Annotated in this window: 22 protein-coding genes; 14 read left to right on the plus strand and 8 right to left on the minus strand. The window is 69.5% G+C overall.

What is annotated here, in order from left to right:
• Positions 1 to 237: 237 nt before the first annotated feature.
• From Pth03_RS04545 to Pth03_RS04565, 5 genes are all read left to right on the plus strand, one after another.
• A complete protein-coding gene (locus Pth03_RS04545; RefSeq protein WP_203942823.1) occupies positions 238 to 1,479 on the plus strand; it encodes a DUF2786 domain-containing protein in 1,242 nt (413 codons plus the stop codon).
• 162 nt (positions 1,480 to 1,641) lie between these two features.
• Positions 1,642 to 3,567 (plus strand): APC family permease, encoded by a 1,926-nt coding sequence (locus Pth03_RS04550; protein ID WP_239118756.1) that lies wholly within the window; start codon positions 1,642 to 1,644, stop codon positions 3,565 to 3,567.
• Between the two features lie 95 nt (positions 3,568 to 3,662).
• Positions 3,663 to 4,163 (plus strand): hypothetical protein, encoded by a 501-nt coding sequence (locus Pth03_RS04555; RefSeq protein WP_203942824.1) that lies wholly within the window; start codon positions 3,663 to 3,665, stop codon positions 4,161 to 4,163.
• A 48-nt stretch (positions 4,164 to 4,211) separates the two neighbouring features.
• Positions 4,212 to 4,964 carry a MerR family transcriptional regulator gene (locus tag Pth03_RS04560; protein ID WP_203942825.1) on the plus strand — a complete coding sequence of 251 codons (753 nt, stop codon included), beginning with the start codon at positions 4,212 to 4,214 and terminating at the stop codon, positions 4,962 to 4,964.
• A complete protein-coding gene (locus tag Pth03_RS04565; RefSeq protein WP_203942826.1) occupies positions 4,961 to 5,593 on the plus strand; it encodes a hypothetical protein in 633 nt (210 codons plus the stop codon). The genes Pth03_RS04560 and Pth03_RS04565 overlap by 4 nt, the downstream gene beginning before the upstream one ends.
• Here the strand turns inward: Pth03_RS04565 and lysA are convergent.
• Positions 5,568 to 6,881, minus strand: a complete 1,314-nt coding sequence (gene lysA / locus Pth03_RS04570; RefSeq protein ID WP_203942827.1) for a diaminopimelate decarboxylase — start codon at positions 6,879 to 6,881, stop codon at positions 5,568 to 5,570. The genes Pth03_RS04565 and lysA overlap by 26 nt on opposite strands.
• A complete protein-coding gene (locus Pth03_RS04575) occupies positions 6,878 to 7,378 on the minus strand; it encodes an Lrp/AsnC family transcriptional regulator (protein ID WP_203942828.1) in 501 nt (166 codons plus the stop codon). The genes lysA and Pth03_RS04575 overlap by 4 nt, the downstream gene beginning before the upstream one ends.
• A 369-nt stretch (positions 7,379 to 7,747) precedes the next feature.
• Here Pth03_RS04575 and Pth03_RS04580 point away from each other — a divergent pair, with 369 nt between their 5' ends.
• Positions 7,748 to 8,470, plus strand: a complete 723-nt coding sequence (locus Pth03_RS04580) for a histidine phosphatase family protein (RefSeq protein ID WP_203942829.1) — start codon at positions 7,748 to 7,750, stop codon at positions 8,468 to 8,470.
• Between the two features lie 123 nt (positions 8,471 to 8,593).
• Here Pth03_RS04580 and Pth03_RS04585 read toward each other — a convergent pair whose 3' ends face one another.
• The gene (locus Pth03_RS04585; protein ID WP_203942830.1) at positions 8,594 to 10,111 is read right to left on the minus strand and encodes an aldehyde dehydrogenase; all 1,518 of its coding nucleotides are present in this window, start codon (positions 10,109 to 10,111) and stop codon (positions 8,594 to 8,596) included.
• A 124-nt stretch (positions 10,112 to 10,235) separates the two neighbouring features.
• Here Pth03_RS04585 and Pth03_RS04590 point away from each other — a divergent pair, with 124 nt between their 5' ends.
• The 6 genes from Pth03_RS04590 to Pth03_RS04615 all read left to right on the plus strand — a co-directional run bounded on the left by Pth03_RS04590 (position 10,236) and on the right by Pth03_RS04615 (position 17,278).
• Positions 10,236 to 10,889 (plus strand): GntR family transcriptional regulator, encoded by a 654-nt coding sequence (locus Pth03_RS04590; protein WP_203942831.1) that lies wholly within the window; start codon positions 10,236 to 10,238, stop codon positions 10,887 to 10,889.
• Between the two features lie 220 nt (positions 10,890 to 11,109).
• A complete protein-coding gene (locus Pth03_RS04595) occupies positions 11,110 to 12,486 on the plus strand; it encodes a galactose-binding domain-containing protein (protein WP_203942832.1) in 1,377 nt (458 codons plus the stop codon).
• A 609-nt stretch (positions 12,487 to 13,095) separates the two neighbouring features.
• The gene (locus tag Pth03_RS04600) at positions 13,096 to 14,874 is read left to right on the plus strand and encodes a pectate lyase-like domain-containing protein (protein ID WP_203942833.1); all 1,779 of its coding nucleotides are present in this window, start codon (positions 13,096 to 13,098) and stop codon (positions 14,872 to 14,874) included.
• Positions 14,875 to 15,096: 222 nt separating this feature from the next.
• On the plus strand, positions 15,097 to 16,089 hold the full coding sequence (locus Pth03_RS04605; protein ID WP_203942834.1) for an NADPH:quinone oxidoreductase family protein: 993 nt from the start codon (positions 15,097 to 15,099) through the stop codon (positions 16,087 to 16,089).
• Positions 16,090 to 16,198: 109 nt separating this feature from the next.
• A complete protein-coding gene (locus tag Pth03_RS04610) occupies positions 16,199 to 16,867 on the plus strand; it encodes an alpha/beta hydrolase (protein WP_203942835.1) in 669 nt (222 codons plus the stop codon).
• Between the two features lie 174 nt (positions 16,868 to 17,041).
• On the plus strand, positions 17,042 to 17,278 hold the full coding sequence (locus Pth03_RS04615; RefSeq protein WP_203942836.1) for a hypothetical protein: 237 nt from the start codon (positions 17,042 to 17,044) through the stop codon (positions 17,276 to 17,278).
• 83 nt (positions 17,279 to 17,361) lie between these two features.
• Here the strand turns inward: Pth03_RS04615 and Pth03_RS04620 are convergent, their stop codons facing one another.
• From Pth03_RS04620 to Pth03_RS04630, 3 genes are all read right to left on the minus strand, one after another.
• Positions 17,362 to 18,249 carry an ADP-ribosylglycohydrolase family protein gene (locus Pth03_RS04620; RefSeq protein ID WP_203942837.1) on the minus strand — a complete coding sequence of 296 codons (888 nt, stop codon included), beginning with the start codon at positions 18,247 to 18,249 and terminating at the stop codon, positions 17,362 to 17,364.
• Positions 18,250 to 18,306: 57 nt separating this feature from the next.
• On the minus strand, positions 18,307 to 21,732 hold the full coding sequence (locus Pth03_RS04625; RefSeq protein WP_203942838.1) for a hypothetical protein: 3,426 nt from the start codon (positions 21,730 to 21,732) through the stop codon (positions 18,307 to 18,309).
• 278 nt (positions 21,733 to 22,010) lie between these two features.
• Positions 22,011 to 23,456 (minus strand): MDR family MFS transporter, encoded by a 1,446-nt coding sequence (locus Pth03_RS04630; protein ID WP_203942839.1) that lies wholly within the window; start codon positions 23,454 to 23,456, stop codon positions 22,011 to 22,013.
• 121 nt (positions 23,457 to 23,577) lie between these two features.
• On the opposite strand from Pth03_RS04630, the gene Pth03_RS04635 reads away from it, so the two are divergent.
• Both Pth03_RS04635 and Pth03_RS04640 read left to right on the plus strand, forming a co-directional pair.
• Positions 23,578 to 24,186: a TetR/AcrR family transcriptional regulator gene (locus tag Pth03_RS04635; protein WP_203942840.1), complete on the plus strand. Its 609-nt coding sequence runs from the start codon at positions 23,578 to 23,580 to the stop codon at positions 24,184 to 24,186.
• 44 nt (positions 24,187 to 24,230) lie between these two features.
• Entirely contained in the window at positions 24,231 to 24,644 is a 414-nt protein-coding gene (locus Pth03_RS04640; RefSeq protein WP_239118757.1) for a cupin domain-containing protein, read from the plus strand.
• A 71-nt stretch (positions 24,645 to 24,715) separates the two neighbouring features.
• Here Pth03_RS04640 and Pth03_RS04645 read toward each other — a convergent pair whose 3' ends face one another.
• Both Pth03_RS04645 and Pth03_RS04650 read right to left on the minus strand, forming a co-directional pair.
• The gene (locus Pth03_RS04645) at positions 24,716 to 25,168 is read right to left on the minus strand and encodes a spore-associated protein A (protein ID WP_203942841.1); all 453 of its coding nucleotides are present in this window, start codon (positions 25,166 to 25,168) and stop codon (positions 24,716 to 24,718) included.
• Positions 25,162 to 25,617 (minus strand): hypothetical protein, encoded by a 456-nt coding sequence (locus Pth03_RS04650; RefSeq protein ID WP_203942842.1) that lies wholly within the window; start codon positions 25,615 to 25,617, stop codon positions 25,162 to 25,164. The genes Pth03_RS04645 and Pth03_RS04650 overlap by 7 nt, the downstream gene beginning before the upstream one ends.
• Between the last annotated feature and the right edge of the window lie 115 nt (positions 25,618 to 25,732).

Here is a 25,732-nt window from a genome sequence, read left to right on the forward strand (position 1 = left end):
CCCCGACCTGCGGTGATTCGGTTCGTGATCATGCACTACTCGGGGGCCGTGCATGATCACGAACTGTGTCGTGCCAGGTCGGCGCTGCCGGCGCGAACTTCTGCATGATCACGATTGGCGTAAAGCCAGGTCAGCGGGCAGATGCCCGAACTTCTGCATGATCACGGGAAAGGGTGGGGGTTTGGTCGGTGGCGTCTGCGACGATGCGGCTTCCGAACGTCCGGAGGGGGCCGGCAGATGGACCAGAACGAGCAGATCGCCCAAGAGATCGTCGATGACGCGATCAGGTGGCGGCGCATGTGCGATGAGGAGCGGTTCCACCAGTGCGCCGCAGTGCTTGCCGCGCCGTACGGGCTGCCCGGCATGCCGGAGCCGGCCCGATGGGCGCGGACGGTCGACCGCGTCCTGCTGTCGGCCTTGTGCCGGGTGGTCACGGCCGCCTGGCATGACGGCTGGCAGCCGGCCGACGTCGTGCGGAGGATGCGCCGGGTCTACGGCGACGCGCATGTGCGGCTCACGCTCGACGTCATCGCCGCCGAGATGAGGGCCTACGCCGTCGCCACCGTGGACGAGCGCTGGCTGGCGCAGATGGCCGAGCTCGGCGCCCGTGTCTGGTGGGACGCCGACGAGGAGATCCTGCGCGCCGACGGCGACCGTCAGACGACGGTCGTCCATGCCCTCCACCTGGTGTATGAGCTGACCTGGCGGTCCACGCTGCCACGGTTGTGGCCGCCGCCCGGCACGGCCAGGCCCGGCGCTGTACCAACATCGGGACGGGCGGGGGACGAGCGCACGCTGGCACGGATCAGGGCCCTGCTCGCCAAGGCAGAGTCCACCGATTTCCCCGCGGAGGCCGAGACGTTCACCTCGGCCGCGCAGTCGCTGATGGCACGGCACAGCATCGACGCCGCCATGCTGGCGGACTCCGCCGGGTCCGGCGGCGGGGACGAGCCGTGCGGGCGCAGGGTGGGCATCGACACGCCCTATGAGAGCGCCAAGGCCAACCTGCTCGCCGAGGTGGCTGTGGCCAACCGCTGCCGGGCGGTGTGGAGCAAAGGGCTTGGATTCTCGACCGTCTTCGGCTTCGACTCCGATCTCGACGCGGTGGAGCTGCTGTTCACGTCGTTGCTGGTGCAGGCGACCTCGGCCATGGTCAAGGAGGGCGCGAGGCGCGACCGGTCCGGCACGTCGAGAACCCGGTCGTTTCGCCAGTCGTTCCTCCTCGCCTATGCCCAGCGCATCGGTGAGCGGCTGAGCGCCGCCTCCGGCCAGGCCGTACGGCAGGCCGTCGAGGAGACCGGGAGGGACCTGCTTCCGGTGCTGGCCGCCCGCGAGCAGGCCGTGGACGAGGCGGTCCACGCCATGTTCCCGAGGTTGGTGCGCGGGGGCAGCCGGCCGGTCGCCAACCTGGACGGCTGGGTCTCCGGCCGGGCCGCCGCCGATCTCGCCCTGCTCAACGCTCGCCGGAGGATCACATGAACGATCACTGCCTCTGTACGCGTCCTTGACGCCTCAGGGGGGTCCGGCCCTTGTCCCGCCTGCCGATATATACGTTTTCTTGACGCCTTGATCGTGAAAGGCCGAGGCAACCCATCGGTAGGGTGCATTCGGCTTATGTGCGTTTCAGGGTGAGGTGACCGATTGGTCGGGTTAGTGCGGTCCGTCAAGGCTCCGGAGCCGCTGCGGGCGTGGCTGCTCGACGGCCTCCAGCAGGAGGACCTCAAAGCAGTGGGGCCGCACGGTCCCGAGGCCCCGCACGAGCAGCACCAGTGGTGGCGGGTCATGTGCCTCACCGGTGTCGACTACTTCTCGACGCTGGGTTACCAGCCGGGCATCGCCGCGCTCGCGGCGGGCTCGTTGTCGCCGATCGCGACGCTCCTGCTCGTGCTGCTGACGTTGTTCGGCGCGTTGCCCGTGTATCGGCGGGTCGCCGCCGAAAGCCCGCACGGGCAGGGGTCGATCGCGATGCTGGAGCGGCTGGCCCCGCAGTGGTGGGGCAAGTTGTTCGTGCTGGTGCTGCTGGGGTTCGCGGCCACCGACTTCGTGATCACGATGACGTTGTCGGCGGCCGACGCGACGGCGCACATCCTGGAGAACCCGTTCGTCCCGCACTTCCTCGACGGGCACCAGGTGGCGGTGACCCTCGGCCTGCTCGGCCTACTTGGCGTGATCTTCCTGAGGGGCTTTCGGGAGGCCATCGGCATCGCGGTCGTGCTGGTCGGCGTCTATCTGCTGCTCAACGCCGTGGTGGTCGCCAGCGCCCTGATCCACGTCATCGGCCAGCCCGACCTGGTGATCGACTGGAAGCAGGCTCTCACCGCCGACCACAACGGGCCGCTCGCGATGATCGCCATCTCGTTGCTGGTGATGCCCAAGCTCGCACTCGGCATGTCCGGATTCGAGACGGGCGTCGCCGTGATGCCCCTGGTCAAGGGCAAGCTGGCGGGACGGATCAAGGGCACCCAGCGCATGCTGACCGCGGCCGCCGTGATCATGAGCGTGTTCCTGATCGCCAGCAGCTTCGCCACCAGCGTGCTGATTCCCGAGCGCGAGTTCGAGGCCGGGGGCAAGGCGGCAGGCCGGGCCCTCGCCTACCTGGCGCACGACTATCTGGGCAACGGGTTCGGCACGTTGTACGACGTCAGCACGATCGCGATCCTGTGGTTCGCGGGGGCCTCGGCGATGGCCGGGCTGATCAACCTGGTGCCGCGTTACCTTCCGCGGTACGGCATGGCCCCCGACTGGACGCGGGCCGTACGGCCGCTGGTTCTGGTCTTCACCGCCATCGCCTTCGCCATCACGATCATCTTCAAGGCCGACGTCAACGCCCAGGGCGGCGCGTACGCCACCGGAGTGCTCGTTCTGATCCTCTCGGCGTCGATCGCGGTCGCCATCGCCGCAGCCAGGGCGAGGCAGACGGCGCAGCTCGTCGCGTTCAGCGTGATCGGCGTCGTGCTCGTCTACACCCTCGTGGCCAACGTGATCGAGCGGCCGGACGGCGTGAAGATCGCGTCCTTCTTCATCGTCGCCATCATCGTGACCTCGCTCATCTCGCGTGCCACCCGCTCCACCGAGCTGCGGGTGACCGAGGTGCACCTCGACTCCCTGGCCGAGCAATGGGTGGCGGGGGCCTGCGGCGAGATCCACCTGATCGCGAACGAGCCGAACGACCGCGACCAGAACGAGTACACCGACAAACGCCGCGAGCAGTGGCTGAACCACAGGCTCCCCAGCTCCGAGCCGATCATGTTCGTCGAGGTCACCGTGCCCGACGCCTCCGAGTTCGAGACCGAACTCCGGGTCGTGGGCGAGGAGCGGTACGGCCACCGCATCCTGCGGATCGAGAGCTCGACGGTGCCCAACGCCCTGGCGGCGCTGCTGCTCTACCTGCGTGATCGCACCGGCGGGGTGCCGCACATCTACTTCCACTGGACCGAAGGCAACCCGGTGACCGCGATGTTGCGCTATCTCCTATTCGGCGGCGGCGATGTGCCTCCCCTCACGCGTGAGGTGCTGCGCCAGGCCGAGCCCGACGTCGAGCGCAGGCCGCACGTGCACGTCGGATGATCCCCGGGTAGGGATCCCGTCAAAATTGGGCCCAATCGCGTACGAACATCGTCAAGACGGGCGTTCGCCTTGTCCGGCCGTACTTGGCTGGTCTTATGAGCACAAGACGTCCAGCCGGCAGCACGGAGTTGCTGGTGGCGGCCGGATTTGCGACGGTCGTCGGCGGATGTCTGCTGGCGACGGCGATTTTCCCGCCCGGGCATGTGCTGGGACGGATCTTGGTGCTCGCGGTCGTGCTCGCCGTCTTCGCCGCCTGGGCTGGAGACCTGCTCGCGGGGCTCGCCACCGCCGTGATGGGCTGGCTGGTCGCCACCGGCTTCCTGATCGGCAGGGAGGGCGAGCTCCGGTTCACCGGCATGCCTGACCTGGCGCGTCTCGCGGTCCTCGTGGCGGCGGTCGCGGCCGGGCTCGGCTGGGCGTTCGTACGGAACATCCTCGCGAAGGCCGAACCCGTGGAGGCGGACCACGCCCAGAGGGGTCGGGTCGTCGCCGGCACCGTGATCTCCCGTGACGATGCGCCCATGAGGCCTCGGCCGCACGGAAGCTCCCCGACGTCACGCCGGGCTTTGAACGCCCCGCCGCGCCACCGGGTCTGAGTCACGCGGGGTTGACCTTGCCGCAGCGTCAACGTTTCTCATTGAGGCATGCGAATCGGCGAACTCGCCGCGCTGGTCGGGGTGTCCACCCGCACCGTGCGGCACTATCACCATCTCGGCCTCCTCCCGGCGCCCGTACGGCTGGCCAACGGATACCGGGACTACGGGCTGCGCGACGCGGTCGTCCTGGCCCGCGTGCGCAGGCTCGCCGAGCTGGGCATGTCCCTCGACGAGATTCGTGACGTGCTGGCCGACGACCAGGGCAGGGACCTGCGTGAGGTGCTCCTTGAGCTCGACGCCGACCTGGAGCGGCAGCAGGAGGAGATCGCGGCCCGGCGGGCCCGCCTGGCCGGGCTTCTCGCCGAGGCGGACCTGCGTCCGGACTCGGCGGTGTCCCGCGAGACGGCGGCCGTGCTGCGCGACCTGGCCGCCGGCGGGTCCGCGTTCGCCGCGGCCGACCAGGAGTGGCTGGCGCTGATGGACAGCGTGGCGGGCCCGGAAGACCGTGAGCGCATGCTCGGCCTGCTGCGCCCGTTCACCGAGCCGGAGGTTCTAGGCCGCGTGCACGCCCTCTACGCGCGGCTCGACGAGCCGGCTGACGCCGAACCCCATGATCCGCGTATCCCCGAGCTGGCCGCCGACCTCGCGGCGCACATCCCCGGCGAGATGGCAGCAGCCATGATCGAGAACGTGGACGCCGACGGCGGGGGGCCCTGGCTGGAGGCCATGGCGGCGGAGGTCGCACCCGCCCAGGCCGAGGTGCTGCGCGGGGCCGTTGCCATTCTGGTGGCGTCCAGATGAGCGTTCAGACAAGCGTCCGGGTGATCCGCCGAGTCGTCGGATTCGACGTGAAGGGCACCGCGGCTCTCGCCCTGTGGGCTCTGCGCCGCCGTCACGGCGTTCCGCCCGGCGCCACGGCCGTGCCGTACGCCCGTGAGCAGATGCCGACGCTGATGATCGTGCTGTTCGTGCTGGTGGTGGAGGCGGCCGTCATGGAGATCCTCTTGCGGGGGCTCGGCGTGCCGGAAGCCGTGCGCGTGCCGGTGCTGGTGGTGGACGTCTACGCGGTCTTCGCCGGCCTCGCGGCCGCCGCGGCGTGCGTGACCCGGCCCCACGTCGTCACCGCCGAGGAGCTGCGGGTCCGCTACGGCGCGTTCTTCGACCTGCGCGTTCCCCGCGAGCTCATCTCGTCCGTACGGCTCGCGCGCCGGGACGACGAGCCCGGCGTGGTCACCGTGCGGGACGGGCGGCTCGGAGTGGCGGTCTCGTCCCGGACCAACGTGGTCGTCGAGCTGGCCGGACCGGTCACCGCGGTCCGGCCGCTCGGACGCCGCGAAGACGTCACCACGATCCGCCTGTTCGCCGACGACCCTCGCGCCGCGGTCGCCGTCCTCAACTCCGAGGTCAGAGACCTACCTCACGGCGCATGAGGTCTTCCAGGGTCTCGCGGCGGACCAGCAGCCTGGCCCTGCCGTCCGACACGGCGACGATGGGCGGGCGGCACGAGAGGTTGTAGGTGGAGGCCATGGAGTGGTTGTAGGCGCCGGTGGCGGCCACGGCCAGCACGTCGCCCGGGTGCACGTCGGCCGGCAGCGGAGCGCTCTCCGCGATGACGTCGCCCGCCTCGCAGTGGTGGCCGACCACGGTCATCTCCTTCGACCCCTCGTGCGACATGCGGCCGATCATCCGCACCTCGTAGCGGGAGCCGTACAGGGCGGGGCGGGGGTTGTCGCTCATGCCGCCGTCGACCGCGACGTATGTGCGGTCAAGGCCCCGCTTGACGGAGATCACCCGGTAGAGCGTGATGCCCGCAGTCCCGATGATCGCGCGTCCCGGCTCGACGGTGAGGCGGGGCACCGGCAGGCCGAGCCCGTGAGCCCGCTCCTCGACCGCCTCGGTCACGCGGCGGGCGAACATCTCCAGGTCGAGCCCGGCGTCGCCGTGGCGGTAGGCGATGCCGTGCCCGCCGCCGATGTTGAGCTGCGGGAGCGCGATGCCGTGGGTCTTCCACACGCCCGCCATGTGCTCGACCATCGCCCGGGCGGCCCGCTCGTACGGTTCGACCGACGTAATCTGGGAGCCGATGTGGCAGTGGAGCCCGACGAGCTGGAGACGCGGCTGCCCGAGCACCCGCACCACGGCGTCGCCGGCGCTGCCTGTGGCGACCGACAGGCCGAACTTCTGGCGCTCCACTCCGGTGCGGACCGCGGCGCTCTCCCCGGCCTCGACGTCGGGAATGACTCTGATCAGCACCTTCTGCCGGTAGCCGGAGGGCACGAGCGCCGCCAGCCGGTGGATCTCGTCGAGGTTGTCCACGACGATCCGGCCGACCCGCTGTTCTACTGCGAGGTGCAGCTCGCGCGGCGACTTGGCGTTGCCATGGAAGGTGATCTTTTCGGCGGGGAAGCCGATGGAACGCGCGACGGCCAGCTCGCCCGCTGAGCAGACATCGAGGCTGAGGCCCTCGGTGTTCAGCCAGCCGGCCATCGCGCGGCACAGGAACGCCTTTCCGGCGTAGGAGATCTCCGCGCCGGGCAGCGCAGCCCGGTAGGCGCGGCATCGCATGCGGATCTCCGCCTCGTCCAGGACGTAGGCGGGAGTGCCGAACCGGTTGACGATGTCCATGAGTGACACGCCGCCCAGCACGGCGGATCCGTCGGAGGGAAACCACATGGTCGCAGGCCATGGTCCCTGCGCGATCTCGGTCATCAGTGTCATGCCGGTTCCTCCTCGGTGAGCAGGGCCTGTCCCAGGCCCGCGACGGTTCTGGCGATGAGCTGGGTGTGCGTGCTCTCCGCGCCGGCGTCACGCAGCGCGGTGACGGAGCGTTCGAGATCGGCCATGTCACGGCAGGCGAGATGCACTTCGAGGTCGAAATCGCCGACGAGCGCGACGGCGCCCAGAACGGAGCGCATCGTGCGCAGCCGTTCCTCGTAGGCGCGGGAATCCGTGTTCGGGGAAAGTCTGATCATGACGAGGGCCTGGGTCGTGAGCCCCAGCACGGCGGGGTCGACCTCGGCGTGCACGCCGGCGAGCACTCCCTGCTCGCGCAGGCGGCGTAGCCGTACGGACACCGCGCTGTCGGCGAGCGCCAGGTCGCGGGCGAGAACCCTGACCCTGGCCCGGCCGTCCATCCAGAGCGCGCGCAGCAGGCGCAGGTCGATGTCGTCGAGGACGCGTGCCCGACGGGCCGCCTTCGCGGTCCGTTCTGTCATGGGCTCCTCCTCTATGCCACACCATCCGAAATAAGGGATAAAAAGGACGCTAAGTCGGGGGAGGGCAGAAATTCATGATCACCACGCGATCCCTACGCCCGGGCCCCGAATGTTGACGCGCGACTGACGCCCCCCGCCACTTAGGGGTGGCGAGCCGGCCCACCTCCCCGTGATCATGCAGAAGTTCGGGAAAACCCCCGCTGACCTCGTCGTTCGCATTCCGTGATCATGCAGAACTTCGCCGAAAGCCGCGCCGAGCTGGCCGTACACCGTTCGTGATCATGCACGGATGGCGGCGGAATGGTCACGGAATGCGTCGCTCAAGGCGGGCCCTGGATGTCCGGGCGCGTGCTGCGTAGCGTCGAGGGCATGACCGACATCCCCTGCACCCATCAGCCCTCGGCGGGCGTCTCGCTGCTCCGGGCGGTACGGCACGGCCAGAGCACGGCGAACGCCGCCTGGGACGTGGCCGTGGCCGGCGGTGCGGTCGCGATGCCCCGCGACGACATGCAAATCACGCTGACCGATCTCGGGCGGAGGCAGGCCACCGCCGTGGGGCGCTGGTTGTCGGCCCTCGACGACGGCGAGGTTCCCGACATGGTCTGGTGCTCGCCGTACCTGAGGGCGGAGCAGACGTGGGCGCTGGCCCGGCGGGAACTGGTGGCGGCCGGCCGCGCGGTGCCGTGCGAGCGTGTCGACCACCGGCTGCGCGACCGCCACCGGGGCGTGCTCAGCCACCTGGCGCCCGCCACGATCATGGAACGCCATCCGGAGGAGGCTGCGCGCGAAGAGCGCGAGGGCATGCTGCGCTACCGCCCGCCGGACGGCGAGTCGTTTCTCGACGTTGCGGCGCGGTTGCGGTCCGCCTGGGAGGACATCCGCCTCGATACCGCGCACCAGCGGGTGATGGTGGTGGCGCACGACGCAGTGGTGCTGTTCCTGCGGCAGATCATCGAGGGCCTGCCCGACGAGCGGATTCTGGAGATCGCCGCCGCCGGTCTGGCGGGCAACGGTTCGGTCACCACCTGGGAGCGTGACGGCGGGGACTTCCGCCTGGCGTCGTACGACTTCCGTGGCCACCTGACTGCATGATCACGAAATCCGTTGCCGCAGGTGGAGGGTCATTTCGCCGAACTTCTGCATGATCACGGAATGAGTCGGCGCAGGTCGGAAGGGCCGCGCGCGAACTTCTGCATGATCACGCCCAAGGGGGGGTTAGTTGAGGCGGTGGGGGTTCGGGTCGTCGAACCAGGACACGTCGTCGGGGGCGGTGCGCACAGTGACCACTCGTACGTGCGTGAAGTCGTTGAACGACTCCCAGCCGCCCTCCTTGCCGATCCCGCTGTCCTTCACGCCGCCCCACGGCGACGACGGGTCGAGCCGGTGATGGTCGTTGACCCACACCATGCCCGCCTGGAGCCGTCCGGCGACCCGGTGCGCCCGGGCGACGTCGCGGGTCCAGACCGCAGAACCCAGTCCGTACGGAGAGTCGTTCGCGAGGGAAACGGCCTCGTCCTCGTCGTCGAAGGGAATGACGACGATCACAGGACCGAAGATCTCCTCCCGGGCGACGCGCATGTGGTTCCGCACGCCGGCGAGCACGGTCGGCTCGATGAAGAAGCCGCCGGGCAGCCCGTCCACCTGGGCCGCATGGCCGCCCGCCACGAGCCGGGCGCCCTCGTCGAGCCCGTTCGCAATGCGGTCGAGGATGCGGTCGCGCGCGTCCGCTGAGATCACCGGGCCGAGCTGGGTGGTCTCGTCCGACGGGTCGCCGATGCGGATCGCGCGGGCGACCCTGGCGAGCGCCTCGACGATCTGATCGTGCACGCCCCGCTGAACGAGCACCCGGCTACCGGCGACGCAGGTCTGGCCTGCGCCGATGAAGCCGCCGAAGGCGAGCCCCTGGGCGGTCGCCTCGACAGGCGCGTCGTCGAAGACCAGCACGGGAGTCTTGCCGCCGAGTTCGAGGGTCGCCTTGGCGAATCGTCTCGCCGACGCCAGGGCGATGGCGCGTCCCGGAGCGGTGCCGCCCGTGAACACCACCTTCTTGACCAGCGGATGAGAGGCCAGCGCTATGCCCGCGACCGGGCCCAGCCCCGGGACCACGTTGAGCACACCGTCGGGCACACCTGCCTTGGCCGCGATGTCGGCAAGCAGGAGCACGGTCATCGGCGTGCGCTCGGACGGCTTGACGACGACGGAGTTGCCCGTCGCCAGCGCGGGCGCCAGGCTCTTCGACGTGATCATCAGCGGGTGGTTGAACGATGACAGGATGGCGGCCACTCCCAGCGGAAACCTGCTGGTGTAGGCGTGATATCCGTCGCCCATCGGGACCACGGCGCCTCGATCGGCGAGCAGGAGTGCGGCGTTGTAGCGGTACCACTCGGGCAGCCGGGAGATCTGCGCCCGCGTCTCGGCGAGCGGCCGGCCGTTGCAGAGCGTCTCCAGCCGGTAAAGCTCGGGCATGCGCTCCTCGATGAGGTCCGCAAACCGGTTGAGCGTGCGGGCCCGGCGGGCGGCGGGCGCGTCCCGCCACACGCCGGAGCGGAAGGCGTCGTCGGCGGCGCGGACCGCCTGGTCGACGTCCAGTTCGTCGGCGCAGGAGACCTGGGCGAACACCTTGCCCGTCGCAGGGTTCACGACGTCGAGGGGCTCGGCATGTCCATCACGCACCTGCCCGCCGACGCGCAGGCCGCCGGGCGGCAGGTCGGTGGCTTCGATTATGGGGATCACCCCATTTGGTCCGTATACCAAAAGCAAGATCTGTATACAGATTACCATATGTCATGGTTTGGTCGGTTTGTCATGTTTTTTCGGGTAAGGGGTCTTGCGGGGAAGAGAGAAGCGGAGGTGGGCGGTGGAATCGGCGTCGGAACGGGTGGCCCGAGCGTTGCGCCAACGGATGCTGACCGGCGAGATTGAGCCGGGCGCGCCGCTGTCGCAGTCACGGGTGGCCGCCGAATATGGAGTGAGCCGTATCCCGGTGCGTGACGCCCTGCGGGAGCTGGCGGCCGAGGGGCTGGTCGACCTGGACGCGACCACCGCGGTCGTACGGGGCCTGTCGATCGGCGAACTCCAGGAGCTCTATGAGATGCGTGAGGCGATCGAGCCCGTCCTGACCAGGATCGCGGCGCCCAGCGTCGGGCGGGCCAAGATCGTCATGATGACGTCACTCCTACGTGAGATGGAGGCGAGCCCGCCCGTGGTCGACTGGCTGAAGGGCAACGCACGATTCCATGCCACGATCTACTCGTGCGCCGACCGCCCTCGCATGATCGAGCTCACCACGCAGCTCAGGCGGCTGACGGACCGCTACCTCTATCTGGGCGTCGACGTGCTCGGCGGCACCGGGCGGCTGAGCACCGAGCACCGGCTCATCCTCGACGCCGTCAGGGAGGGTGACGCCGCCGCGGCGGCCGACCTCACCCGCGCGCACATCGCGAGGTCGCACGAGTTCATCCTGGGCCGCCTGCTCGATCCGCTCACGCCTCAGGTCGCGCACCTGACCTGAGAGTGTTTCGCCCGTTTTACCAACACATTGACAACATGTGGCGAACCGGTGGTACTCTCGCCCGGAGAGCGCTCTCTTAGATGAGTTCGACTGATCGGCCGCCCCGGCGATCGACGCCGGTGTGTACCTCCTGCGTCTCTGCCCCGAGATCGGCACGCGCCACCTGCCGGTCCGGGACCGCCGGGGGTGGCTGGTCGGTCCTCGACCAAGGGAGAGCCCCATGTCGGACTCGCGCGAACGCGTAGACGTGGGAGGCAGCAGCCCCGGCCGCAGGCTGGGACTTCGTCTCAAGGCCGGTGCGTCCGCCGTCGCCCTGGCCACCGTGGGCGTGGCGGTCGCGACCGTCGTCGCCGTCCCCGGAACGGCCAACGCGGCGATTCCGCCCCCGCCCCCCGGATTCACCCTCACCTGGAGCGACGACTTCAGCGCCGCCGCGGGAACGGGCGTGAACACCGGAACGTGGAAGTACGACACCGGTCCGGGCAGCAGCTTCGGCACCGGCGAGATCGAGACCATGACGAACAGCACGGCGAACGTCTTCCACGACGGCGCCGGCCACCTCGTCCTCCGGGCCCTGCACTCGGGCGGCAACCCCACGTCGGGCTGGACGTCGGGGCGTATCGAGACGCAGGCGGCGACGTTCGGAGCCCCACCGGGCGGCGTCGTACGGATGGAGTCGTCGATCCAGCAGCCGAACGTCACCACCGCCAACGGCGCCGGCTACTGGCCCGCCTTCTGGATGCTCGGCGCGCCGCTGCGCACCGGCACCCCCTGGCCGACCAGCGGTGAAATCGACATCCTCGAAGACATCAACGGCCGCAGCTCCGTCTTCGGCACCCTCCACTGCGGGACCAACCCGGGCGGGCCCTGCAACGAGTCGACGGGCATCGGCAGCGGTGAGCGGCCCTGCTCCGGATGCCAGACGGGCTACCACACCTACGCCGTCGAGATCGACCGGTCGACCTCGCCCGAGCAGATCCGGTGGTACCTCGACGGGAACAACTACTTCACCCTTCCGGCGACCCGTGTCGACGCCACGACCTGGGCGAACGCGGTCGACCACCCGTTCTTCATCATCTACGACCTCGCGATGGGCGGCGGCTTCCCCGCCGCGTTCGGGGGCGGGCCCAACGCCTCCACCGTCTCCGGCGGCCAGATGAACATCGACTACGTCGCCGTCTACAACAAGGCCCCCGGCGGCGGTGGCGGCGGGACCAACCTCGCCCAGGGCCGGCCCACCACGGCCTCCTCCACCGAGAACGGCAGCTTCACCGCGCCGAACGCCACCGACGGGAACACCGCGACCCGGTGGTCGAGCGCGTTCGCCGACCCGCAGTGGATCCGGGTCGACCTCGGGTCGACGCGGTCGATCAACCGCGTGGTGCTCAACTGGGAGGCCGCGTACGGCAGGGCGTTCCAGGTGCAGACGTCCGCCGACGGCGCATCGTGGACGACCGTCTATTCCACGACCACGGGAACGGGCGGTGTGCAGACGCTCAACGTCTCGGGTTCGGGCCGCTACGTGCGCGTGTACGGCACGCAGCGGGCCACGCCGTACGGATACTCGCTCTACGAGTTCCAGGTCTACGGCACCTGAGTGAGCGGGGGTGCCGAGGCGAAGCCGATCCGCCTCGGCACCCCACAGCTCCTGATCAACTGCGAGAGCGCTCTCTGCTGTTGTTGACGATGATCATTTCTCCTGCGTCCGCGGTTCGGGTGCGACGCAGGCGAGGCCGAGGATCTGCGATCTCCCCGGTCGGAGTCTGAACCGCCACGTCCCGCGACCGCTCGACGTCGGTCACCCGACTCGCCATGCGCCGATTGGGCGAGGGTCCGTATCTCCTAGAACGGCTGGGCGCTGCGAATCATCGGTGTCGGCTGGGAGCGTTCTCACAGCCACGGAATGGCGGCCGGCTGACAGAAACGCGCCACGGACCGCAAGCTCAGAATTGACGAGGATTTCCAGGGCGTGCTGCCGATCCGGCGCGAGAACCCCTACCGCGTCGGACCGATCGCGGAGAAACCGCAGAAAAGTGGCCATGGCGCAGACGCGGTTAACCGGTTAGAAATATCTCGTCTCTTCTTATAAGGCCTGACGTAAGTCCCGGCCGCTGAGGGAGCGCTCTCTCGACGCGCCGGGTGACCGTCGTGCCGCCCGTTCTCGATAGGCAGGTCAATGAGAACCGACCGTGAACACGGCGTGAGGGTGACCTCGCGCAGAGGCACCGTCGTCCGCCGCCTCGCCGTGGCCGCCTCGGCCGTGGCGCTCACCGCAGCCGGTCTGGCGCCCATGACGGGCACCGCCGCCGCGACCACGAACAGGCAGCCCGACTTCGGGCCCAACGTCTTCGTCTATGACCCGTCGACGCCTGCCGCGGAGATCCAGGCCAAGTTCGACCAGCTCTTCGCGCAGCAAGAAGAAAACGAGATGGGCACCAACCGGTACGCGGTGCTCTTCAAGCCCGGCCAGTACGACGTGAACGCCAAGCTCGGCTACTACACCACCGTCGCGGGGCTCGGGCGTTCCCCCGACGACGTCGACGTCCACGGCGCGGTGCGGGTCATCGGCCAGCCCGACCCCGGCTCGGCCGCCGGCATCTCCGCGCTGACCAACTTCTGGCGGTCGGCGGAGAACCTCTCGGTGACGCCGACCGACTGGTCCAACCAGTGGGCCGTGTCGCAGGCCTCGCCGATGCGCCGGGTCCACATCAAGGGCATCCTCTGGCTGGAGCCCGGCAACGGCGGCTACTCCAGCGGCGGCTACATCGCCGACTCCAAGATCGACGGCATCACGATCAACGGTTCTCAGCAGCAGTGGCTGACCCGCGACAGCGTGCTCGGCGACGCCTGGACCAACGGCGTGTGGAACCAGGTGTTCTCCGGCGTCACCGGCGCTCCCCAGCAGGGCTTCCCGAACCCGCCGTACACCACGCTGGCCACCAGCCCGGTGACGCGTGAGAAGCCCTACCTGTACGTGGACGACGCCGGCCGCTACCGCGTCTTCCTGCCGGCCCTGCGCCACAACACCTCAGGTACCACCTGGGACGCAGGTCAGCAGCAGCAGGGCTCGTCGGTCTCGATCGACGACTTCTACATCGCCAAGCCGGGCGACAGCGCCGCGAAGATCAACCTGGCGCTGCTCCTCGGCAAGAACCTCCTGCTCACCCCGGGTGTCTACCACCTCGACCAGCCCATCCACGTGCTCCGCAAGAACACGGTGATCCTCGGCCTCGGCATGCCGAGCCTGGCGCCCGACACCGGGAAGTCGGCGCTGGAGATCGCCGACGTCGACGGCGTCAGGGTCGCCGGTGTGCTCGTTGACGCCGGCAAGAAGGAGTCCAAGACGCTCGTCAAGGTCGGCGGGCCGCTGAGCCACCGCGACCACTCCGCAAACCCGATTTCGCTGCAGGACGTGTTCTTCCGCATCGGCGGCCCCTGGGTCGGCAAGGCCGAGACGAGCCTCGAGGTCAACGCCGACGACACGCTCATCGACAACATCTGGGCCTGGCGCGGCGACCACGGCAACGGGATCGGCTGGACGCAGAACACCGCCGACACCGGCGTCGTGATCAACGGCGACGACGTCACCGCGTACGGGCTGTTCGTCGAGCACTACCAGAAGTACCAGACGATCTGGAACGGCGAGCGCGGCCGGACGATCTTCTACCAGAGCGAGATGCCGTACGACCCGCCGAGCCAGGCCGCGTGGACCAGCCCGACCGGCAAGGGCTACGCGTCCTACAAGGTCGGCAAGAAGGTGAAGTCGCACGAGGCGTGGGGGCTCGGCGTCTACTCGTACTTCAACCAGGGCGTGGACATCCGCGCCGACCGGGGCATCGAGGCCCCGCAGACCCCCAAGGTCCGGTTCCACGACATGATCACCGTGTTCCTCGACGGCAGCGGCGGCATCGAACGGACCATCAACGACGCGGGCACCCCGGTCGTCGGTTCGTACGGCACGAGCACCATCGTCGACTATCCGTGACCTGTCGGTCCCGATGAGCAGGCCGGCCCGGACTCCCTCCCCGGGCCGGCCGTACGGGGACACCCGCTAGCAAGATCAGGGCTTATCGGTCAATTCGGACGATTGCGCATGTATCGCGGACGGTAGCGATAGGCATGGGCGTGTGCCGGTTCCTAGCATGAGAAGCCCCTGGGCGCGCCGGGGCCGTTCCGAATCGACTCGTGCATTGAGGTAACCAGCATCATGTTTCATGGCAAGTCCTGGCAGGCGCCCGAGTTCGGTACTCCGACAGAGGTGTTGCGGCTGACGGAGGCCACCTGGGAAGCGCCCTCAGAAGGGCGGCTGCTGGTCAAGGTGGACTACTGCGCCGTCGGATATCCCGACATCTACATCGTGGGCGGGCACTTCCCCGGTGTCACTCAACCCCCGGCCTCCCCGGGACAGGAGGTGTCGGGAGAAGTGGTGGCCGTCGCGCCGGGCTCGCCCTTCGCCGTCGGGGACCGCGTCATGGGCATGACCCCGTTCTTCGAGTCCTGCGGCGGATATGGGACCTACGCCTACGTCTGGGAAGCGCAATGCCGGCCCATCCCCTCCACGCTGACCGGTGCAGAGGCGGCCGGCTTCCTCATCGGCTTCAAGACGGCCCATTTCGGCCTGGTCGGACGCCTGGGGCTCACCGCCGGTGAGGTCCTGGTGGTGCTCGGTGGAGCAGGCGGCTCCGGCTCGACGGCGATCCAGCTCGGCAAGGCGCTCGGCGCCACGGTCATCGCGGTGGCCGGCGGCCACGACAAGGTGGAGTTCTGCCGCAGTTTGGGCGCCGACCACGTCATCGACCGCACCGCGGCGGACGTCGCCGAAGAGGTGCGCGCGCTGACGGACGGCCGTGGCGCCGATGTGGTGTACGACCCGGTCGGCGGCGACCTCGGCACCCAGATGCTGGGCGCGATGGCCTACGGGGGCCGGTTTGGAGTGATCGGTTACGCGTCCGGCTCCTTCCCGCAGATCGACGGCATGGGAGCGCTGCTGGGCAACTACAGCGTCGTAGGCGTTTTCGGCGGCACCATCCCGCCGGAGCAGGACGCCGCCACGCTGGACCAGATCTGCGAACTGGCTGAGCGCGGTGCCATCAAGACGCCGATCGGCACGGTTTTCTCCTTCGACGACGTGCCTGACGCGATCCAGCAGGTGATGGAAGGGCGTGCGATCGGCAAGGCCGTCGTACGCGTCGCCGGCTGACTGACGCCGAGGGCGGCATCCACGGCGAGCTTTGAGTTCGCCGACGACCATCACGCTTTCTTACCAGCGTATGTCTGACATATCGCATGAGAACCTTGGAGCATCATTCATGACTACTGTCATGCTCGTTCACGGCGCCTGGCACCGACCGAACACCTGGGCGAAACTCGAGACCGAGTTGCACGCACTCGGCTATGGCACGCACGCGCCGGCGCTGCCGAGCGCCGGCGAGAATCCCACCGCGGGCGTGCATGAGGACGCCGCCGTGCTGGCTGAGGCGCTGGCGTCGATCGCAGGACCGGTCGTGCTGCTCGGCCACTCCTATGCAGGCATCCCGGTCACCGAGGCCGCCGCCGGAGCCGGCAATGTCCAGCGGCTGATCTACCTTGCCGCGTACATGCCGGACAAGGGACAGTCGATGTACACCATCCACGGCCTCCCCGACCCCGACGACGTGAGCGGCCTGTTTCCGCTCATCAACGAACCGCATACCTCGCTCTACGGCGATCTGCCCGATGACGAGGCCGAGCAGGCGATGAGCACGCTGGTCAACCAGACCAACCGATCGTTCGCCGAGAAGGTCGACGCGGCCGCCTGGCGAGACATCCCGTCCACCTACATCGTCACCGAGCATGACCAGGCGATCCCGACGACGCTGCAGGAGAAGATGGCGACCCAGGCCGCCGAGATCCGCCGGCTGGCCGGCGGCCATTCTCCGTTCTTGTCCCAGCCGGGCCGGCTGGCCGCTCTCATCGACGAGATCGTGCGATCGGCCTGAAAGGGCCGGGAAGCGCTTGCCGTAGCGAGCCCCGGCAGCGCGCGTCGTCGCTGACAGCCGCACTGCAGCGGGATGGGGATCCGGTTTGGGGGGCGCGGTGAGACACCGCCAGGATTCCGGATCTTCATTCCGCGTTTGTTGCCTGAGGACTTCCGGCTGTCGACGATGGCGAATATGACTGACCCCGAGCCGCAGCCGCAGCACCACCACAGCCTCTCCGAGCTGATCAGCGAGCACCACGAGCGTGCCGTACGCCGTCATGAGGAGGAGGCGCTGGCCGAGGCGGCCGAGCGGGCGGGGTTCGATCTCGGAACCGACATCGGGCATCCGACGGCGCAGCAGACGCCCGCCGGCTACGACGTCGAGACCGACCTCGGGGTCGACAACGAGCCCCCGGAGCTGCGCCCCTGACGTGACCCCCGGGTCTCACCTCGCAACCGGTCACGCTGCTCGGGCGGCGGCGTGATACCCCAGGGACGTGAGGGCGCGTAGCGTCAGGGCACGCCCACCCAGTCCGGCAGGCGCTCGGTCGCCCGCGCCCACGCAGCGGGGAGCCGCTCCGGAGAGCCCGCCCGGGCACCGAGGATGCCGCCGACGATGGCGCAGGTGGTGTCCACGTCGCCGCCCGCCGAGGCGGTGTCCCAGAAGGCCCGTTCGAAGTCGCCGAGGTGCCGGGCAGCGGCCCACAGGGTGAACGGCACGGTGTCGTGCGCGGACACGTTGCGCCCGTTGCCGAGCATGCGCGCGGCGAGCGAGGGGTCGGCGACCGTCAGCAACGTGCGCGCCTCGGCGATGCCGTCGCGGACCGTGCTCGCCGGTGTCAGCTCCAGGATCTGGTCGAGGAACGCGCCGGGCGACAGATCCTCCTGCGCGGCGATCCCAGCGGCCACCGCCACCGCGACCGCTCCGGCGACAGCCTCGGGGTGGGTGTGTGTGACGGTCGCGGATAACTCCGCCTGCCGTACGACCTCGGGGAGGTCGCCGGCGAACCACGCGCCGAGCGGTGCCACGCGCATGGCGGCGCCGTTGCCCCACGAACCCTTGCCGTCGAACAGGTCGGCGGCGAGTGCCCGCCAATCGTGTCCTTCGCGGACGAGGCGCAACATCCGGCCGGTCGCCGGGCCGTACCCCCGGTCGAAGTCCTGATGGGCGGCGAAGGAGTGCGCGAGCGCGTCCTGGTCGACGGTGCCGTGGTCGGCCAGGACGCGGTGGATCGAGCAGGCCATCTCCGTGTCGTCGGTCCACTGCCAGGGGGCAGGCGGCAGGGTGCGGGAGAGGAGGAACGGGTGATTGGCGGGGACGAAGAACTGGGAGCCGAGCGCGTCGCCGATGGCCAGGCCGTACAGGGAGGCGGTCGCGCGGGTCAGGGAATCAGCTGACATTTCCGGTCATTGTGGCACTCGAATGCCGGCCGTACCCAGTCTTCGAACCCCCATGCCTCACGGGGGTTCGGTCACCGATATGTCCCAGGCTTCTTGGCGCAGCTCGACATCGGGGGACGCACGCAGTTCGCGGAGGAGCTCCCGCCATTCGCCGGCCCAGCCGGTCTGACCGCCTCCGGCTCTGATGAGCTCGAGGGCGAAAAGGCTCGCGGCCAGGTGGTTTTGGTCGAGAAGCCGTCGTACTGCAGGCAGGAGTAGTTCAGGTTCGGCGAGCTCCACATGCCTGCGGTGGTACCGACCGGGCAACAACGCTTTCGCCGTGCCCGCAGCGAGCAGCGGCCGGTCGCGGACCATCTCGGCCAGCTCGCACAGGCTGTCGGCCAACCGGGAGGGATCGCCGTGCGCGCCGACGGGCGGGGGGAGCGCCGCCTTGGCGATGAGGACGGCCTGCGGCATGAGCCGGGGCTCGGCCGCGAGCAGCTCCACGGCGTCGCGGGAGAGACGGAGCTCCCACGGCTCGGGAGGTGACTCACTCAAGTGCATTCTGGCCAGGGTCTGGGCGATCTCCTTCGTCCTGGTCATCGCCGGAGTCGCCATGGATGAGTCCAGGCCGTCGGACGGGATGGACGCCACCAGCCGGGCCAGCACGTCGAGAGCCTCAAATCGGATGGTCCCGGCGCTGAGCAGCGCGAGGAACGCCTGCGTCGCCGTCTGCTCGTGGCGGGACCCGAGGTCGGTCACGGCGCCGACGAGCCGATGGCGGTCGCCGCGGTACCACGCGGCCCACGTGTTGAACGCCTTCGTGCCACGGAACCGGACGCCGGGACCGTCTGCCGCCATGAGGAGCCGCAGCACCAGGTCGGCGTACGTCCCGCGGACGTGGGGTGCGTATTCCATCGGGTGGGCCTGGAAGAGCGTGCGCAACATCAGCTCACCGGCGTACCGGTCGGCCGCCGCCCCGAGCGTTTCCAGGGCACGCGGGTCCTCAGGCATCCGGCGAAGGGCGCCTGCAACGGTGACCCGCACGTCGCGGTGCAAGCCGGGGTCCTCCCACACGCGTATCAGCAGGTCGGCCGCTCCCGGTGGCCGGTGGCGCTCCAGTTGCCGCACGGCCAGCTTGCGCAGCGCCACCGTGCCGCCGGGGGCGACAAGCACCCGCTCCAGGGCCGGACCCAGCAGAGACGGGGGGACTCTGCGGCAACATTTCGCGAGCGCCGCCACAGCGACCGGGGACACGCGCCCCCGGGCATGGCCCAGCAGCGTGGGCAGCGCCTGGGCGGGTGCGTCACACCCGGCCAGCGCCTCAAGGGCCGCCTCCGCCTGTACGGCGTCGGAGTGGCCGGCCCAGGTCAGGAGACGGTCCACGCTCGCGTTGATCCGCCCAACCGCCGTGACGGCGGCGACGCGGGACGCGGCGGCCACCCGTGCGTCCTCGACGACGCCCGACAGCAGTTCCCGCACATGGTCACGCTGCGCGGGCGTCCATCGGCCGGTCATGCCGCCGGAGACGGGCGGGATCCACTCGGAGGAGGAAAACCGGCTCCCTTGCGCGCTCTCCAACAACGGCACGAGGAGCTCCGTGCGTCGGCCGGCGACGGTACGCCAGACGTGAGGCAACACGATCGCAGCCGGTTCCTCACGCACGAGACCGAGGACACGCTCTTCCCTGGTGTACGGCGAAGCCAGCCACAATTCCGCGGCCTCCCGGGCGACCGGTTCCTGAGCCAGGCGCACCGCGGAGCCGAGGTCGTCCTGGAGTTCGTCCAGCGCCCATGCGCGTCGGCCGAGCACGCGTGCCAAGGCAACGGCGAGCGAGAAGTCTCCGCGTTCGCGCGCCGCGCGCAGATGCGGACGGAGCCGCGCGAGGAGGCCGTGTTCCTGGCCGCGGCGCAACACCAGGTCCAGCCGGTCCGCCCCGCCGGGCCGCGGCATCTGCCGCCTGAGGCGTCTGCGCCGGGTGGGCGTGAGCTGTGGCTCCGGCTTGTGCGGCTCCAGCCCCGCAACGCCATGCCGGGCTACCAGCTTCTCGAAGGCGCCCATCGCCCAGGCGGTCAGTGCGGGCGCCTTCGCCGGGTCGTGGTGCCGCAGCATGCGTCCGGCCAGCCGCCGCAGGGCGGCGCGGGTGCCGGGCGAGGAGTCCCGCGCCTCTACGGCGTGGACGGCGAGTGACTCCAGCGCCGCCACGCAGGCGTCGTCCAGAAGTCCGGGGGAGATGTCGTGCAGCGCGGTGAGCAGGGCGCCACGCAGGGGGTCCTGCTCGTTGGCGGTCCGTTCGGCCAGGTCGGACAGGACGGCCGTGAGCGTCGTGCGGTCCCCGGTGCGTGCGGCGCACTCCAGGAGCAACCTCCGGGCGAGACCACGCCGCCGCGGATCCCCGCTTATCGCCGCCTCTCTCAGCGGGCCCGCCGCCTCCTCATACGGCAGGTGCGCCGTCAGCTTCAGCGGTAGCTCGGGATCGTCCAGACGCGAACGTGCCGAATGCCATACCGAGGCATGCCATTCGAGCATGCGCCGGGCTTCGGCCGCGGCCCGGTCGGCGGGAAGTACGTCGAGCAGATGGAGCGACCACATGGCGGTGGGGCCGCCCGTCCGCTGGACCACCGCATCGAACACGGCGTTCCGGCGGCCGGGAGGCAGCGACCTCAGAAGGAAGCGCAGCGAGTAGGCGTCGCCAGGCGCAAGGGCGATGAGCTCAGACTCCGGGTATTCCCGCAGGTGGCGGAGCACAGAGGGGAAGGGGCCGTTCCAGTCCCACAGCGTGCCGGGGGTGAACATTGCGGCGGTACGCGCCCGATCCGTCGTGAACAACACCGTGAGGACGTTCGCCGGCAGTCGGACGGCCTGCGGCCCCAAATTGTGCTCTTCGAGCAGCCGCAACATGCGATACGGCTCGGCCGCCGCGGCATGCGCCGCCCCGGCGGCGCGGCGGTGCCACCACATCCACGGCGGCGTTCCCGAGGCCAGTTCCCGGTGGGCGGCCTCCAGCACGGCACCGGGATGGCGTTTGCCGAGGGCGGTCCAGGAGGTGACCGCGTGCGCGAGCCGGGGCAGCCATCGGGAGACGGTGTGACCACCGCACGCGGGAAGGAGCACGGCGGCCTCGCGATCTCCCCACCGGGCGTGGACCTCTGGCAGCAGGGTTTCCGCGAGGGCCTCGCGACGACCATGCAGCAGCGTCCGGTAGAACGCGAGCCGAAGGTCGAGCGGGGCGTCGTCGAGGACCGTGGAGGCCGCCTCGTCCGGCACGGGCAGGGTCCGCACCGCACGCAACGCCGCGCGGCGAAGCCGCATGTCAGTGCCGCCCAGCACGGTTTCGACGAAACCGATGTCCCTGGCGGCCATCGCCATGTGGAGAGCGGTCCTTCGCCCATAATCGTGCTGCCCGTGCTGTGTGCGGGCGTCGGTGGCGGACAACGCATTGAGAAGGACGCGTAGGTGGGCGGACCCCGCCAGCCGCCGGGCATGGAGCGCCAGTTCTCGCATGCGCTGGGGATAGGGGAGAGGTTCGACGCGTTCCAGCAGTTCGGCTGCGGAGACCGTGAGGCCGTCGGTCAGTTGATCATGTTGGGCAGGTTCTGGCGTGACCCGTTCCGGGTGTGCCGGCGCATTTCCGCCCGGCTCGGTGTTCACCGGCTCGTGGGCCGGCTCAATGGGGCTCAACGGCCTGGGCGGAGGACGCCCTTTCCATCAGTCATGGCGTCGATGGTGCCGATCATTTGTTTCCTCCGCAAGTCGGCACGGATCGCCACGGGTGGTTGGGCTCAGTATTCGGGGACCTCGACCTTGCCTTCGACGACGTCGATCATCTCCTCTGACAGCGGCTTCTCCCGCATGATCAGGGCGAGGACCAGCGAGACGGCCATGAAGGGCACGGTCCAGAAGAAGACGGTCTGGAAGGCGGCCACCACATGTGCGGCATCGGCGCCGCCCGCGCCGAGCCGGGCGGTGAGGATGGCGCCGAAGACGGCCGCGCCGAACGCGCCTCCGAGGCTCTTGAAGAAGTTCAGTGCGCCGGTGGCGACGCCGAGGTGGCGGTGTTCGACCGCGTTCTGCCCGGCGAGCAGGGCGACCTGGACGAAGAGGCCGATGCCTGCCCCGGCGAAGACCAGCGGCACGATCAGGGCGAGGTCGTCGGTCCCGGCGCCGGCCCGGCTGATGACCGCCATCGAGGTCCCGGTGAGCACGGCGCCGAGAACGGGATAGATCTTGTACCGCCCCGTCCTGGTGATGAGCGGCCCGGCGACCGCGGTCGCGGCGACCAGCCCGGCCAGCATCGGGATGACGAAGAGGCCCGAGGTGAAGGCCGTGCGGTGCTGGACGGTCTGCAGGAACAGCGGAACGTACAACATCGCCACGAACAGCACGAGCGTCGCGATCAGAAACTGGGCGGAGGCGATGGTGAAGATGCCGCTGCGGAACAGGTGCAGCGGTGTGATCGGCTCGGCCGCCCGCCGCTCCACCACGAGGTAGAAGGCCAGAGTGGCCACGCTCACGGCGATGAGGCCGACGACGACCGGTGAGCCCCAGGCATACCGGGTGCCGCCCCAGTCGGCGTACAGCAGCGTCGTGGTGGTGAAGACGGCGGCGAGCAGTGAGCCCGCGAGGTCGACCCGTCCCCGGGACGCGGGCCGCGGAAGGTGCAGGCGGGCCGCCGAGACGGCCAGTGCGAGCACGCCGATCGGCACGTTGATGTAGAAGATCCACCGCCACGACAGGGCGTCGGAGAACGAGCCGCCCAGCAGCGGCCCGGCGATGAGCGCCACCGTCGCGACGATGCCGGTGAGCGCCTGGTATTTCGACCGCTGCCGGGCCGGCACCACGTCTCCGATGATGGCCATCACCAGCGAGTTGAGCCCGCCTCCGCCGATGCCCTGCAGGGCGCGGAACAGCACCAGCCACACCATGGACTGCGCGATCCCGCACAACACCGATCCGATGAGGAACACCGCGATCGAGAAGAGGAACACCGGCTTGCGGCCGTACATGTCGCCGAGCTTGCCGAGCAGGAGCGTGGTGACCGCACTGGTCAGCAGATAGGAGGTGGCGATCCACGGCATGTCGGCCAGGTCGCCGAGATCCCGGCCGATGCTCGGCAGGGCGGCGGCCACGATCGTCTGGTCCAGGTTGGAGATGAACAACACCAGGGACAGGGGGACGAGCAGCACCAGAACGGCACGGGGAGACAACGCCTTAGGGGCGTGGGGCATCACGATGGACTCCGATCACAAGGGTGAGTGCATAAATAAGGTAAGTCAGTTACCCTTGGTCGTGTCAACCTAGAGTGATATCGAATGGAAAAAGTAAGTGAGTCTGGCTTAGGGTGACGGCATGACGGACCTCACGGCGTTGCCGCTGCGCGAACGCAAGAAGGCGCTCACCCGGCAGGCCATCATCGACGCCGCGGAGCGGCTGTTCGAGGAACGCGGCTTCGACGAGGTGACCGTCGCCGAGATCGCCGACGCCGCGAACGTGTCGGTGAAGACGTTGTTCGTGTACTTCCGGTCCAAGGAAGACCTGGTCTTCACCGACACCTGGCTGATCGACGAGCTGATCGACGCGATGCGCCGGCGTCCGGCGGATGTCACGCACGCCGAGGCCGTCGCCCAGGTGCTGATCGGCGCCATGGATCGGGAACGCGGCCCCGGACAGGGCATCGAGGGCTTTCACCGCGGATACGGAGGGTCGGAGTCCCTGCGGTCGAGGATGTTGCGCATGTGGGCCGACTACGAGGACCGGGTCACCGCGTTCCTCGCCGACGAAGCGGGAGGCCCGGCCACGCCGCGCATGCGGGTGCACGCGATCGAGCTGATCGGCATCGTGCGCAGTCTCACCTCTCCGGAGGTGCGCGCCCTCGTCGCCGGCGCGGACGCGCTCGACGAGGCCGCCGTGCTCACCGACTGGCTGCACACCGCGGCCCGTCTGGTCTGCGCGGGTTGACCGGGGACGGCCGCCCCCGTCCGGTCGTGCTACCGTCGCCGCCCGTGACGGACGACCTGGCGGAGAGCCTCACCGAGAACTCGGTGGGCAACGTGTACGTGGGCCGCGCGGATGTGGACGCGGCGAGCGATCGAGGCTGGCTGCTCGGCCATTTCAAGCCGCTCGGCGACGTACGGCACAGCGAGGACGTCGAGATCAAGTGGGGTGTGCATCCCCGGGGCGACGAGCGGGCGCAGTGGGTGAGGGGCGAGCATCGCACCGCGTTGCTGATTCTGATCAGCGGGCGGTTCCGGGTGGAGGTGCCCGGGCGCAGCGTGTTGCTCGCCGAGCAGGGTGACTACGTCGTGTGGGGTTACGGCGTCGACCATTCCTGGCGGGCGGAAGAGGATTCGGTGGTGCTCACCGTGCGCTGGCCGTCCGTCGCGGGATACGCGGTTCCGAGCGCCGCCGAGTCCTGAGACGGCCGAACCGCGCACAACCTGGCAACCGGCTGACCGGCCCGCCCCCGTGAGGGCGGGCCGGTGGCGGATCAGCCGCAGTGCACGCCGTACGCGTGCCCCGCGAATCGCTCGCCGCCGTAGTCGAAGTAGCCGCCCACGTCGACGCATTCGCCGCGGGCCGAGATGTAGATCGGCCCGGCGTAGTAGTGGTAGTTCGCGTCCAGCCCGTCGTCCACGAACCCGGGGTAGGAGGGGGTTGTCAGCTGCACGTCGAGGTGGTTCACCAGGCCCGACCAGGAGCTGATCGGCGTGGCGATGGCGCAGTTCTTGCCCGTCGCGTTGCTCCAGTACAGCGAGACGTAGCCGCCCGTGCGCCCCGAGTTCAGCCCCCTGATCGCATACGAGTCGAGGAAGGTGTAGCCGGATCCGCAACTCGCGGACGCCGCCGAGGCCGGAGCCGCCGTCAGGGCGGTCGCGGCGGCGAGGGCGAGCGTCGCGGCCGTTCCCGCGACGATGCGAAGGGCCCGCGCCGGCGTCAGCATCGCACGCTCGTACGGCCGATGGGCTCACCGCTGAACGGGATCGGGCCATAGCCGACCCAGCCCACCGCGACCGTGCAGTCCGCCAGGGTGTTGGCGCCCGACGACCACAGCTCGGTGAACTTGCCGTCGTTGCACCGCACGTCCTGGATGGTGTTGCCGGCCCCCGACGAGGTGGTCGTCGCGATGGAGACGCACGCGTGCCACGAGCTGTGGGTGCTGCGGTAGCCCTCCCAGACGTACAGGTAGGCGTAGTTCTTGTTGCACCCCTTGAACTGCTTCACCGACGCGAATGTCTGCCCGCCCGAGGTGATGTAGGCGGTGGACCCGATCTGGGTCACGCCGCTCGAGCATGCGGGGTTGGTCTCGGCATGCGCCGTCCCGCCCAGACCGGCCAGCATCGGCAGCGCGAGAGCGCCCGCCGCCGCGGCTTTCGCGAGGTTCCTTTTCACGTCTGCGAGTTCCCTTCGGTCCGCTGCGCCGCCACCTGTGCGGGGCGGCGTCGAGCAGCGTGCCGGGGACTCCTGCATTCCTTCTGTACGGCCCTGCCGTACGAGTGAAGGCACA

The organism is Planotetraspora thailandica (genome assembly GCF_016863335.1).
GTDB lineage: Bacteria > Actinomycetota > Actinomycetes > Streptosporangiales > Streptosporangiaceae > Planotetraspora > Planotetraspora thailandica.

Bases quoted from the DNA above. Each gene is read 5' to 3' on its own strand.
- Pth03_RS04545 (WP_203942823.1), top strand. From the start codon at position 238: ATGGACCAGAACGAGCAGATCGCCCAAGAGATCGTCGATGACGCGATC.
- Pth03_RS04555 (WP_203942824.1), top strand. From the start codon at position 3,663: ATGAGCACAAGACGTCCAGCCGGCAGCACGGAGTTGCTGGTGGCGGCC.
- Pth03_RS04560 (WP_203942825.1), top strand. From the start codon at position 4,212: ATGCGAATCGGCGAACTCGCCGCGCTGGTCGGGGTGTCCACCCGCACC.
- Pth03_RS04565 (WP_203942826.1), top strand. From the start codon at position 4,961: ATGAGCGTTCAGACAAGCGTCCGGGTGATCCGCCGAGTCGTCGGATTC.
- lysA (WP_203942827.1), bottom strand. From the start codon at position 6,881: ATGACACTGATGACCGAGATCGCGCAGGGACCATGGCCTGCGACCATG.
- Pth03_RS04575 (WP_203942828.1), bottom strand. From the start codon at position 7,378: ATGACAGAACGGACCGCGAAGGCGGCCCGTCGGGCACGCGTCCTCGAC.
- Pth03_RS04580 (WP_203942829.1), top strand. From the start codon at position 7,748: ATGACCGACATCCCCTGCACCCATCAGCCCTCGGCGGGCGTCTCGCTG.
- Pth03_RS04595 (WP_203942832.1), top strand. From the start codon at position 11,110: ATGTCGGACTCGCGCGAACGCGTAGACGTGGGAGGCAGCAGCCCCGGC.
- Pth03_RS04605 (WP_203942834.1), top strand. From the start codon at position 15,097: ATGTTTCATGGCAAGTCCTGGCAGGCGCCCGAGTTCGGTACTCCGACA.
- Pth03_RS04610 (WP_203942835.1), top strand. From the start codon at position 16,199: ATGACTACTGTCATGCTCGTTCACGGCGCCTGGCACCGACCGAACACC.
- Pth03_RS04615 (WP_203942836.1), top strand. From the start codon at position 17,042: ATGACTGACCCCGAGCCGCAGCCGCAGCACCACCACAGCCTCTCCGAG.
- Pth03_RS04620 (WP_203942837.1), bottom strand. From the start codon at position 18,249: ATGTCAGCTGATTCCCTGACCCGCGCGACCGCCTCCCTGTACGGCCTG.
- Pth03_RS04625 (WP_203942838.1), bottom strand. From the start codon at position 21,732: ATGCGAGAACTGGCGCTCCATGCCCGGCGGCTGGCGGGGTCCGCCCAC.
- Pth03_RS04630 (WP_203942839.1), bottom strand. From the start codon at position 23,456: ATGCCCCACGCCCCTAAGGCGTTGTCTCCCCGTGCCGTTCTGGTGCTG.
- Pth03_RS04635 (WP_203942840.1), top strand. From the start codon at position 23,578: ATGACGGACCTCACGGCGTTGCCGCTGCGCGAACGCAAGAAGGCGCTC.
- Pth03_RS04645 (WP_203942841.1), bottom strand. From the start codon at position 25,168: ATGCTGACGCCGGCGCGGGCCCTTCGCATCGTCGCGGGAACGGCCGCG.